This is a genomic window from Thermodesulfobacteriota bacterium (assembly GCA_040755095.1).
Classification (GTDB): domain Bacteria; phylum Desulfobacterota; class Desulfobulbia; order Desulfobulbales; family JBFMBH01; genus JBFMBH01.
This window is the reverse complement of sequence record JBFMBH010000136.1, coordinates 1-11,865: the sequence shown is the minus strand read 5'-3', so window position 1 is coordinate 11,865 and position 11,865 is coordinate 1. Positions and strand designations below refer to the sequence as shown.

The 11,865-nt window shown below is 67.5% G+C and carries 8 protein-coding genes; 6 read left to right on the top strand and 2 right to left on the bottom strand.

Translation table 11 applies throughout. The features are described from left to right. Nucleotides 1-273: 273 nt before the first annotated feature. Complete coding sequence (locus AB1634_16320) at nt 274-954, bottom strand: adenylate kinase (protein MEW6221080.1); 681 nt, start codon at nt 952-954, stop codon at nt 274-276. A 193-nt stretch (nt 955-1,147) separates the two neighbouring features. Continuing rightward, nucleotides 1,148-1,285, bottom strand: coding sequence for a hypothetical protein (locus AB1634_16315; protein MEW6221079.1), 138 nt, complete (start codon nt 1,283-1,285; stop codon nt 1,148-1,150). Between the two features lie 196 nt (nt 1,286-1,481). Here AB1634_16315 and AB1634_16310 point away from each other — a divergent pair, with 196 nt between their 5' ends. From AB1634_16310 to mfd, 6 genes are all read left to right on the top strand, one after another. Further along, the gene (locus AB1634_16310) at nt 1,482-2,465 is read left to right on the top strand and encodes an NAD-binding protein (protein MEW6221078.1); all 984 of its coding nucleotides are present in this window, start codon (nt 1,482-1,484) and stop codon (nt 2,463-2,465) included. A 114-nt stretch (nt 2,466-2,579) separates the two neighbouring features. After that, nucleotides 2,580-4,067, top strand: a complete 1,488-nt coding sequence (gene lysS, locus AB1634_16305) for a lysine--tRNA ligase (protein ID MEW6221077.1) — start codon at nt 2,580-2,582, stop codon at nt 4,065-4,067. 35 nt (nt 4,068-4,102) lie between these two features. After that, a complete protein-coding gene (locus tag AB1634_16300) occupies nt 4,103-5,323 on the top strand; it encodes a lipoprotein-releasing ABC transporter permease subunit (GenBank protein ID MEW6221076.1) in 1,221 nt (406 codons plus the stop codon). Then, the gene (locus AB1634_16295) at nt 5,316-5,999 is read left to right on the top strand and encodes an ABC transporter ATP-binding protein (GenBank protein ID MEW6221075.1); all 684 of its coding nucleotides are present in this window, start codon (nt 5,316-5,318) and stop codon (nt 5,997-5,999) included. The genes AB1634_16300 and AB1634_16295 overlap by 8 nt, the downstream gene beginning before the upstream one ends. Nucleotides 6,000-6,030: 31 nt before the next feature. Beyond that, the gene (gene bamA, locus AB1634_16290) at nt 6,031-8,730 is read left to right on the top strand and encodes an outer membrane protein assembly factor BamA (protein ID MEW6221074.1); all 2,700 of its coding nucleotides are present in this window, start codon (nt 6,031-6,033) and stop codon (nt 8,728-8,730) included. 129 nt (nt 8,731-8,859) lie between these two features. Continuing rightward, on the top strand, nt 8,860-11,865 hold a 3,006-nt coding region (gene mfd / locus AB1634_16285; protein ID MEW6221073.1), incomplete at its 3' end, for a transcription-repair coupling factor.

Here is an 11,865-nt window from a genome sequence, read left to right as displayed (position 1 = left end):
GGGCGGCTGCCCGGGGCGGCCGGCTGGCCCTGAAGGGTGGCGGGATCGGTGCGGCCTGGCCCTGGCCGAAGCGGCCGGTGACATAGTCGGCGGTGCGGTGGTCCCCACCGTTGGCTGCATGGACAGCTGCCGAAAGGTGCGAGGCCTGCAACCCTGATCCGGTGGTGGCCCTCCTTCCTGCCCGTCCGCATCGGCCTGGTGGTCGTCACAAAAGAAGGGGCCTGGCGCGGCGGCCGCCGCCGTGCCAGGCCCGGTACCGGCCAGGGACGCGCCCTAGACCAGCTGGGACATCAGGCCGTGGCTGACCTCATTGATGGACGGCCGGCCGTCCACCGAGATCACCTTGGTCTTGCCGCCCAGGCCCTTGAAGTAGTTGACCGCCGCCATGGTGCCAGTGGTCTCGTCGTAGTAGATGTCGTGGCGCTTGTTGATGGCGGTTTCGTCCTGGTCGTCGGCCCGGGTCTTGAGATCGCCGCCGCAGACCCGGCAGACCAGCTTGCCCTCCTTTTCCACCGGCTTGATGGCATCGAAGGCGATGTGATTGGGGTGGTTGTTGTCGTTGACGCACAGCCGCCGGCCCATGATCCGGAGCTTGGCCACATCCCGGGGCAGCTCGATCTCCACCACATAGTCCAGGCTGATGCCGGCGTCGGTCAGGGCCTTGGCCAGGGTCTCGGCCTGGACCTTGTTGCGGGGAAAGCCATCCAGGAGCCAGCCCTTGGCGCAGTCCGCCTCCTGGAGCCGGGAGAGGATCATGGGGATGGTGATGTCGTCGGGAACCAGATCGCCCCGGTCGATATAGGCCTTGGCCTTCTTGCCCAGCTCGGTGCCGCCGCCGATGTTGGCCCGGAAAATGGCTCCGGATTCGATATGGGGCACGTTGTACTTCTTCTGGACGATGGCGCCCTGGGTCCCCTTGCCGCTGCCGTTCGGTCCGAAAATCAGGATGTTCATGCCGGTCTCCTCCTCTCGTTGGTAGTCGTGCTGTCCCCCCTGGACATGCATAAAAGGTCGGTCGAGGGCTGCGCGGCACCTGCCGGCGCCGCTGTCCTGGCCGACCACCAGACGAGGACCTATATAATCGAACCGGCGAGGGCTGCCAAGGAAAAACCGGCCGGCAGCGCCGGAAGGGGGAGGACGAGGCGGATCAGCGGGGGACGGCTATGCTGTCCTCGGCGAACAGCTGGCAGAACTCCTGCACCAGCACCTTGCGGGCCGGCAGCTTGAGGCGGAAGTAGATGGGGGAGAGCATGAGGACGCGGATGGCTTCCCGGGGGGTCATCATGGCGGCACCTCGCAGTTCAGGAGGAGAAGGGGATCCTCTGTTGCCTTATAAAGACGTATCGGCCAGTGGCCGCCGTTCCTTGAGCCCGGGCATGGGCCTCCGGCCGGCGGCGTCCGGGCAAGATGGGCATTGGCCCGCCCGGGAGGGCCGGTGTATGATGCCGGCTGCCCGTTTCCTGTGAGCAAGGACCCTTCCCATGCGACGCGCCATCATTGGCCTCTTCCTTCTGGGCATCATCCTGGGCTTCGGCTCCCTGGGCTATGTCCTGATCGAGGATGCCGACCCGGTGGATGCCCTGTACATGACCGTCATCACCATCACCAGCGTCGGCTACGGGGAGGTGATCCCCTTGAGCCGGCCGGGCCGGGTGTTCACCATGGCCCTCATCATCATCGGCGTCAGCTTCGTCCTCTATCTCGTGGGCCAGATCACCGAGGCCGTGGTGGAGGGGGGGCTGGCTGCCATGTTCGGGAGGCAGAAGATGGAAAAGAGGGTGGCCGAGCTCTCCGACCACTACATCGTCTGTGGCTTCGGCCGCATCGGCAAGGTGATCTGCCGGATGCTCACCGAGAACAGCCGGCCCTTTGTGGTCATCGAGAACCAGGCCGGCGAGCTGCGGGCCCTGGAGGAGGCGGGCTACCTCTTTCTGGAGGGCAACGCCGCCGAGGACCAGGTTCTGATCAAGGCCGGGATCCACAAGGCCCGTGGCCTGGTATCGGTGGTCTCCAGCGATGCGGACAACGTCTACATCACCCTGTCCGCCCGGGGGCTCAACAAGGACCTCTTCATCATGGCCCGCTCCGCCGCCGGCGAGGGGGCGGAGACCAAGCTCCTGCGGGCCGGCGCCAACCGGGTGGTCTCGCCGTACGATATCGGGGCCCGCCGCATGGCCTCTCTGATTCTGCGGCCCACGGTCTCGGATTTCGTCGATCTCACCGTCCACGCCGGCCAGCTGGGGCTTCGGCTGGAGGAGGCGGTGATCGGCCCCACCTCCTCCCTGGTCGGCCTGGCCCTCAAGGATTCCGGCCTGCGGCCGGATTACGACCTCATCGTGGTCGCCATCCAGCGGCAGGGCCGGATGCTTTTCAACCCCAGCCCTCTGGAGCGGCTGGCCGAGGGCGACATCCTGGTGGTCCTGGGCGAGCACGACAACCTGGAGCGCTTCAACCAGATCCTCTGATCGCGTCGTAGCCGGGGCTTTGGTTTGTTTTTTCGGCCGGCTGTGGTACAGTGGCCACCGCCTTGCTGCCGGTATCCGCCGGCGGCCTCATCCTTTTTTTCCCCCTGGTCGCACATGGACGATCTCAATCAGCTGCTCAAGGCCCGGCGTGAGAAGGCCCGGGAGCTGGCGGCCGCCGGCCTGCCCCTCTATCCCAACGATTGGGCGCCCAGCCACCCCATCGCCCGGCTCCTCCATGAGGAGGCCGGCGAGCCGGGGGGCCAGCCCGACCCTGCTGCCCCCAGCTTTGCCATCGCCGGTCGGATCATGGGCCTGCGCTCGTTCGGCAAGGCCACCTTTCTCCATCTGGCGGACGACTCCGGCCGCATCCAGGTCTACGTGAAGAAGGACTTGGTGGGCGCCGGCGGGTATGCCCTGTTCCGCAAGCTCGATCTCGGTGACCTGGCTGGCTTCACCGGGCGCCTGTTCGTCACCAGAACCGGCGAGCCGACCCTGCTCGCCGCCTCCTGGCGGCTGGTGGCCAAGGCCCTGCGGCCCCTGCCCGAGAAGTACCACGGCCTGACGGATGTGGAGACCCGCTACCGCCAGCGCTACGTAGACCTCATGGTCAATCCGGAAGTGCAGGAGACCTTCCGCAAACGGGTGCGGATCATCGGCCTGGTGCGCAGCTTCCTGGCCGAGCGCGGCTTTCTGGAGGTGGAGACGCCCATGATGCAGCCCCTGCCCGGGGGCGCTACGGCCAAGCCCTTCCGCACCCACCATCACGCCCTGGGCATCGACCTGTTCCTGCGCATCGCCCCGGAGCTTTATCTCAAGCGTCTCCTGGTGGGTGGCTTTCCGCGGGTGTTCGAGATCAACCGCAACTTCCGCAACGAGGGCCTGTCCACCCGCCACAACCCGGAGTTCACCATGGTGGAGTTCTACCAGGCCTACGCCACCTATACCGATCTCATGGATCTGGTGGAGGAGCTGATCACCGGGGTGGCGCTGGGGGTGCACGGGACGCTGCAGCTCGGCTACCAGGGTCAGCCGGTGGATCTGACCCCGCCCTGGCAGCGGCTCACCCTGGAGGAGGCCCTGGTGCACAAGGCCGGCCTGGCGCCAGCGGAGCTGGCCTCCCTGGACAGCCTCATGGCCCTGGCGCGCCGCCACGGCATCGAGCCGCCCGCCGAGGCCGGGGCGGGCTGGATCAAGACCCAGCTCTTCGAGGAGCTGGTGGAAGAAAGGCTTGTCAACCCCACCTTCATCACCAGCTACCCCACCGAGGTTTCTCCTTTGGCCCGGCGCAATGAGGCGGATCCGGAGGTGACCGACCGCTTCGAGCTCTTCATCACCGGCCGGGAGATCGCCAACGCCTTCAGCGAGCTCAACGATCCGGTGGATCAAAGGCTGCGCTTCGAGCGCCAGATCGCCAACCGGGGCGCGGACGAGGAGATCCACCCCGAGCTGGACGAGGACTTCATCCGCGCCCTGGAGTATGGCATGCCGCCGGCGGCCGGCTGCGGCATCGGCATCGACCGGCTGGTCATGCTGCTCTGCGACCAGGCCTCCATCCGAGACGTCATCCTCTTTCCCCATCTCAAGCCCGAGGCGCGGCAGTAGCCCGCGCCCTGCCGACGGGGCGCCGCAGAGGGATCATGCGCTACGAGTGGTTTGTCAGCCTGCGCTACCTCAAGGCCAAGCGCAAGCAGACCTTCATCTCGGTCATCACCCTCATCTCCATTGCCGGGGTCATGGTGGGGGTCACCGCCCTGATTGTCGTGCTGGCGGTGATGACCGGTTTTGCCAGCGATCTTAGGGAGCGGATCCTGGGCATCAACTCCCACATCATCGTCCAGCAGCTGGGCGCCGTGCTCACCGACTACGGGGAGGTGGCGGCCCAGGTGTCCCAGGTGCCGGGGGTGCAGGCCGTGACCCCGTACGTCTACGCCCAGACCATGGTGAGCACCGAGGGCGGCGGCGCCGGCGTCGTCTTGCGGGGCATCGATCCCGCGTCGGCGGCCGGGGTGCTGAGCCTCAAGGACACCCTCACCGCCGGCCAATTGTCCGATCTGGGCGCTGGCCCGGTGCCGGGGCTCATCGTCGGCAAGGAGCTGGCCCGGGTCCTCCGGGTGGAGGTGGGTGATCCTGTGCGCCTGGTCTCCCCGTCCGGTCCCCTCACCCCCATGGGGGTCATTCCCCGCCTCAAGACCTGCCGGGTGGTGGGCATCTTCGCCTCCGGCATGTACGAGTACGATATGAACCTGGCCTATGTGCACCTGGCGGCAGCCCAGGAATTCCTGGATCTCGGAGTCGCTGTGCACGGCCTGGAGGTCAAGGTGGCGGATGTGGACGCCGCGGACCAGGTGGCCAGCGCCATCGAAAAGAGGCTGCGCCTGCCCTTCATCGCCAAGGACTGGATGGAGATGAACCGCAACCTCTTTTCGGTGCTCAAGCTGGAGAAGACGGCCATGTTCATCATCCTGGCCCTCATTGTCCTGGTGGCGGCCTTCAACATCGTCTCCACCCTCATCATGGTGGTCATGGAGAAGGGCAAAGACATCGCGATCATGAAATCCATGGGCGCCACCTCCCGCAGCATCATGCGCATCTTCGTTTACGAGGGTCTGGTCATCGGCATCACCGGCACCGGGCTCGGTGTGCTGGGGGGATTGAGCCTCTGCGCCATTCTGGCCCGCTACCAGTTCATCAAGCTGCCGCCCGACGTCTATCCCATCTCCACCCTGCCGGTGAAGGTTCTGCCCCTGGACGTCGGCCTGGTGGCGGTGGCCGCGGTTGTGATCACCTTCCTGGCCACCCTCTATCCGTCCTGGCAGGCAGCGCGTCTGGATCCGGCGGTGGCCTTGCGCTATGAATGAAGGGAGCCCTTCTGTGCTGGAGGCGATCGGTCTCGAGAAGGGCTACCTGGCCGCCGGGCAGCGCCTGGCGGTGCTGTCCGGCCTGGATCTTGTCCTGGCGCCGGGCGAGATGGTGGCCATCGTCGGCGCCTCGGGGTCGGGCAAGACCACCCTCCTGCACATCCTGGGCACCCTGGACCGGCCGGACCGGGGCCGGATCCTGCACCAGGGGATGGATGTCTCCTCCATGCCGGACGAGGAGCAGGCTCGTTTCCGGAACCAGCGGATCGGCTTCGTGTTCCAGTTCCACCATCTGCTGCCCGAGTTCTCGGCCCTGGAGAACGTGCTCATGCCGGGTCTTATCTCGGGCCGCAACAGGGGGGAGCTCGACGAGCCGGCCCGCCGGATCCTGGACGAGGTGGGGCTCGGCGACCGGCTGCAGCACAAGGTCGGGGAGCTTTCCGGCGGCGAGCAGCAACGGGTGGCCCTGGCCCGGGCCCTGGTCCTGCGGCCGACCTTGCTTCTGGCCGACGAGCCCACCGGCAACCTGGACAACGCCACCGGCCGCAAGGTCTTTGGCCTGATCCGGGAGCTGAACCGTCAACACGGGGTGGCGGTGGTCATGGTCACCCACAACCTGGAGCTGGCGACCCGGACCGATCGCTGCCTGACCCTTGCGGAGGGGCGTCTGCAGTGAGAGGGACACATTCTCGGGGAAGGAGGGCGAGGTGAAGACGACAGCCGTGACGGATCGGAACAGTCAACCCTGGTGCGTGGTGGCGGCTCTGGCTTTCCTGCTGCTGGCTCTGGCCACCGGCCTTCCGGAGGCGGCCCTGGCCCAGGAGGGCGAGGTGACGCTCTTCCTGCCCTGGCGGGTCCACACCGACGCCGATGCCATGGACCTCACGCGACTGGCCGATCAGGCACTCGCCGAGGCGGCGGGCGGCCGCAACGCCTCGCTCTTGGACCGGGCCACCGCCGAGGCGCTGTTCCCGGCCGGCAGCCAGTGGCCGCCCGCCTACGCCAGCCTGGTGGCCCTGGCCCAGGAGCGCGGTGCCGCCTACGTGGCGGTGGGCAGCCTGACCCGCCTGGGCACCGGCTTGTCGGCGGATCTCGCCCTCGTCGACAGCGCCAGCGAGGACGGCACCACCCATTATTACGAGGCAGCACCGTCCACGGCCGAGCTGTTCACCGTCGCCCGCTCCCTGGTTGGCCGGGCCCTGGCCCATGCCGGCCGCTTCCACCAGATCGCCTCCCTGGCGGTGACCGGCAACAACCGCATCGATGCCGCCGCCATTCTGCGCACCGTGACCAGCCGTCCCGGTGATCGTCTGGACCGCGTCCGGCTGCGGGACGATCTCAAGGCCATCTTCCGTATGGGCTCCTTCGACGATGTCCGGGTGGCCGTGGAGGAGACCGAGAAGGGGGCGGCGGTGGTTTTCCAGGTCACCGAGAAGCCGGTGATCCACGCCATCCGCTTCACCGGCATGGAGGAGCTGGAGGAAAAGGACCTCAAGGAGGTGGTCAGCATCGGCGCCAACACCATCCTCAACACCCGGCTGCTCAAGGAGTCCGAGGACAAGATCCGCAAGCTCTACAAGGAAAAGGGCTTCTATTCCGCCACCGTGGAGGCCAAGCTGACCCCCCTGGCCGACAACCAGGTGGATGTGGAGATCGCCGTGGTCGAGGGCCCGGAGGTGGCGATCGAGGAGATCCGGATCGTCGGCAACACCGCCTTCGACGCCGGCGACCTCACGGACGTCATGGAGACCTCCGAGAAGGGCCTCTTCTCCTGGCTCACCGAATCAGGCCGTCTGAAGCGGGAGGTGCTGGATCAGGATCTGGAGCGGATCGCTGCCTTCTACCACAACCACGGCTTCATCGATGCCAAGGTGGGGACCCCGGAGATCAGCCAGGAGGAGGATCGGCTGTTCATCACCATCCCGGTGCAGGAGGGGGCCCGCTACCGGGTGCGGTCGGTGCAGATCGCCGGTGATCTCCTCGCCTCCGAGGAGATCCTCCTCACCCACGTCCTGTCCGGCAAGGATGAGGACGCGTTCTTCAGCCGCAAGCTCCTGCGGGAGGATGTCCTCAGGATCAACGACATCTACGCCGACCGGGGCTACGCCTTTGTGGAGGTGCGGCCGGATGTGAAGCGGGATGACGAGGCCCGCCAGGTGGACATCACCATCAGCGTCAGCCAGGGTGCCCTGGTGCATGTCAACCGGATCGACATCCGGGGCAACACCCGCACCCGGGACAAGGTGATCCGCCGTGAGCTGGCGGTCCGGGAGCTGGACGTCTTTTCCGCCGGCGCCATGCGCACCAGCAACTCCCGCCTGCAGCGCCTGGACTATTTCGAGGAGGTGCACATCACCCCGGAGCCGGGACTGGCGGAAAACACCATGGATGTCACCGTGGAGGTGAAAGAAAAGCCCACCGGCGCCTTCAGCATCGGGGCTGGCTACTCCTCGGCGGAAAGCCTCCTCTTCATGGCCGAGATCAGCGAGAAGAACTTCCTGGGCAAGGGCCAGAACCTCTCCCTGCAGGCCAACCTGTCCAGCGTCACCAACCGCTACAACCTCTCCTTCACCGAGCCCCGCTGGAACGACACCCACCTCCTGGTGGGCTTTGACCTCTACGACTGGACCCGGGAGTACGACAGCTTCACCAAGGACGCCACCGGCGGCCAGCTCCGCACCGCCTATCCCTTGTGGGAGAAGATCGTCGGCTCCCTGGCCTACGGCTATGAGCATGTCCAGCTCACCGATGTCAGCGCCAATGCCTCGGTCTTCATCAGGGATTCCCAGGCCATCAACGTGACCAGCGCCGCCACCCTGGGGCTGCGGCGGGACACCCGGGATCGGCTCTACGACGCCTCGTCCGGCTCGGACCATGGGGTGAGCGTCAAGTATGCCGGTGGCCCCCTGGGCGGCGACTCGGCCTTCACCAAGATGGAGGCCCGGAGCGGCTGGTACTTCCCCTTCCTCCACAAGGACGTCACCTACCACCTGGAGGGCACCATCGGCTATGCCTTCGAGAACAAGGGCGGCCGGCTGCCGGTCTACGAGAAGTTCTTCCTGGGCGGCATCAACAGCATCCGGGGCTTCGACTCCGCCCACATCAGCCCCAAGGATCCGGATACCGGTGAGCGGATCGGCGGCGAGAAGATGTGGATGATGAATGCCGAGTGGATCTTCCCCCTGGTCAAGGAGGCGGGGCTCAAGGGCGTGGTCTTCTTCGACGTCGGCAATGTTTACCGGGACAGCGAGGGCTGGGATGCCCGCTTCCTCAAGAAGGCGACCGGCGCCGGCTTCCGCTGGATGAGCCCGCTCGGCCCCTTGCGTCTGGAATGGGGCCTCAACCTCGACCCGGTGGACGACGAGGACCGCACCAACTGGGACTTCTCCATCGGCGGCCGCTTCTAGCGGACAGATGGCCGGCATGGACGGCATGGACATGATGGACACGATGGACGGGGAGCCGGTCATTCCTGCCCGGCGGCAACGGCAGGTGAGCGGGCCAGGGCCGGTCGCGGCAAGGTCTCGATGCAGGAGGTGATCGAAGCCCTTGGCCAGGGCGAAGGGACTGTGGAGGTCACCGGGCTGCGGGGAGGGGCACGGGCTCTGTTGGCAGCCCGGATCCTGGCTGCCCGGCGCCGCCCTCTTCTGTGCATCGTTCCCTCCGAGCGGGAGGCCCAGCTCCTGGAGCAGGATCTCGCTCTTTTTACCCTTGCGCCGGTGGTGCTTTTTCCGGCCTACGACATCCCGCCCTACACCCCCCTGTCGCCGGACGCCGCCACCGTCGCCGCCCGCCTGGGGGCCTTGCACCGGATCCTGTCCTGCCCTGACCCCCTGGTGGTGGTGGCGCCGGTGGCGGCGCTGCTGCGGCGGCTCATGCCCCGGGCCCTCTTTTCCCGGCACACCGATATCGTCATCCGGGAGGAGGAGGTGGACCTAGCGGCGCTGGTGGGTCGCCTCGCCCTGGCCGGCTACGATGGCGTCGCCCTGACCACCAGCGCCGGCGATTTCAGTGTCCGTGGCGGCGTCCTTGACGTCTTTCCCCCGGGCAGTGACCTGCCGGTGCGGCTGGACTTCTTCGGCGACTTCGTGGAGTCCCTGCGGCTGTTCGATCCCATCAGCCAACGGTCGGTGCGGGAGCTGGAGGCCATTGAGCTGCCGCCGGCCCGGGACATCCTCCTGCCCCCCCACGGCTCGGCCCAGGTCGCGGCGCTCGTGACCCGATTCCAGGCGGCCAGCCGCGATCGGGGCTGGGACCCGACGGCCAGCCGCCGGCTGGCCGAGCAGATCAGGACCGGCCGCAGCTTCCCGGGCATGGAGGCCTTTGCCCCGCTGGTCCATGGGCAGACCTCCACCCTGGCCGACTACCTGCCTGCCGATGCGGCGGTCCTCCTCCTGGACCCGCTGGAGCTGGGACGCAGTGTGGGCCTGGTCTGGGAGCGGATCCGGGCCAACTTCGCCGAGGCGAAGGCAGGGGCTGTGCCGGCCCTGCCGCCCGAGGAGCTGTTCCTGGGCGAGGCAGGGTGGCGGGCCAGCCTGGGCCAACGGCCCGCGGTGACGGTCCACGACTTCGCCACCCCGGAAGGCCGGACCCTCGATCTGGCCACTGGCGGCCATATCCTGCTCAAGCAGGGCCTGGACCTGGAGCGCAAGGGCCGTGGCCTTCTGGCCCCCCTGGCGCGCCAGCTCGCCATCTGGCTCACCGAGCACCAGGGGACGGCGATCGCCTGCCGCAGCTTGCGCCACGCCGAGCAGCTTGTGGAGCTGCTCCGTCCCTACGGGCTGCCGGTAGCCATGGGCGAAGCGCCCTGGCAGCCGGCGCCAGCCGGCGAGCGGCCGCAGGTCAGGCTGTTCGGCACGCCGCTGAGCGAGGGCTTCACCCTGTCCCGGGAAGGGCAGCACATCCTGTCCGCCAGTGAGCTTTTGGGCGAGCGGCGGCTGGGGCCCAGTGCTCGCCGGGCCCGCAAGGCGCCGCCGCCGGCTGTGGTGGTCGAGGAGCTGGCCCTGGGGGATGCGGTGGTGCACCGGGACCATGGCATCGGTCTCTACCAGGGCCTGGTGCACATGCAGGTCGGTGCCCTGGCCAACGACTTTCTGGTCATCGCCTACCAGGGGGAGGACAAGCTCTACGTGCCGGTGGACCGGTTCCACCTGGTCCACAAATACCAAGGCCTGGACGGCTCCCTGCCCCGGGTGGACAAGCTGGGCGGCACCTCCTGGGCCGGCCGCAAGAAGAAGGTCCGGGAGGCGGTCTCCAAGGTGGCCGGCGACCTCCTGGAGCTTTATGCCCAGCGGGCTTTGCGCCAGGGGCATGCCTTTTCCCGTCCCGACGACCTGTACCGGGAGTTCGAGGAGGCCTTCCCCTACGAGGAGACGGCTGGCCAGAGCAAGGCGATCGACGACATCCTGGCGGACCTCACCGCGGAGCGGCCCACGGACCGGCTGCTGTGCGGCGACGTCGGCTACGGCAAGACCGAGGTGGCCATGCGGGCCGCCTTCAAGGTGGTGGTGGACGGCTTCCAGGTGGCCCTTCTGGTCCCGACGACTGTCCTGGCGGAGCAGCATGCCGAAACCTTCCAGGAGCGCTTCGCCGGCTTTCCGGTGGAGATCCGCAGCCTGTCCCGCTTCCGCACCGCCGCCGAGGAGCGGCAGATCGCCCGCGACTTGGCAGCCGGCCGGGTGGATGTGGTGATCGGCACCCACCGCCTGCTCCAGAAGGATATCCTGTTCAAGCGGCTGGGCCTGGTGATCATCGACGAGGAGCACCGCTTCGGCGTCGCCCACAAGGAGCGGCTCAAGAAGCTCCGGACCGAGGTGGACATTCTCACCCTCACTGCCACCCCGATCCCGCGCACCTTGCAGATGTCGCTCCTGGGCATCCGGGATCTGTCGGTGATCAGCACCGCCCCGGAGCACCGGCGGGCGGTCAAGACCTTTGTGGCCCGTTATGACGATCTGGTCATCAAAGAGGCCCTGACCCGGGAGCTGCAGCGCCGGGGCCAGGTCTTCTTCGTGCACAACCGGGTGCAGACCATCCACGAGATGGCGGCCCGGGTGCAGGCCCTGGTGCCCCAGGCGCGGATTGCGGTCGCCCACGGCCAGATGGCCCCTCGGGACCTGGAAGAGATCATGGTCCGCTTCGTGCAGCGGCAGCTGGACGTCCTGGTGTGCACCACCATCATCGAAAGCGGCCTCGATATCCCTAGTGCCAATACCATCGTCATCAACCGGGCGGACCGGCTGGGGCTGGCGGAGATCTACCAGCTGCGGGGCCGGGTCGGCCGCTCCCGGGAGCAGGCCTACGCCTATCTGCTGGTGCCCTCGCTGGACGGGCTGTCTCGGGATGCCCAGAAGCGGCTCAAGGCGGTCATGGAGTATGACCAGCTGGGGGGAGGCTTCAAGCTGGCCATGAGCGATCTGCAGATCCGGGGCGGCGGCAACCTCCTGGGGGTTTCCCAGAGCGGCCACATCGCCGCGGTGGGCTACGAGCTGTATCTCGACCTTCTGGGCCGGACGGTGGCCGACCTCAAGCGCAAGGCGGCT

Excerpts from the sequence above, each read along its gene's own strand:
- AB1634_16320 (MEW6221080.1), bottom strand. The coding sequence starts at position 954 with ATGAACATCCTGATTTTCGGACCGAACGGCAGCGGCAAGGGGACCCAG.
- AB1634_16315 (MEW6221079.1), bottom strand. The coding sequence starts at position 1,285 with ATGATGACCCCCCGGGAAGCCATCCGCGTCCTCATGCTCTCCCCCATC.
- AB1634_16310 (MEW6221078.1), top strand. The coding sequence starts at position 1,482 with ATGCGACGCGCCATCATTGGCCTCTTCCTTCTGGGCATCATCCTGGGC.
- lysS (MEW6221077.1), top strand. The coding sequence starts at position 2,580 with ATGGACGATCTCAATCAGCTGCTCAAGGCCCGGCGTGAGAAGGCCCGG.
- AB1634_16300 (MEW6221076.1), top strand. The coding sequence starts at position 4,103 with ATGCGCTACGAGTGGTTTGTCAGCCTGCGCTACCTCAAGGCCAAGCGC.
- AB1634_16295 (MEW6221075.1), top strand. The coding sequence starts at position 5,316 with ATGAATGAAGGGAGCCCTTCTGTGCTGGAGGCGATCGGTCTCGAGAAG.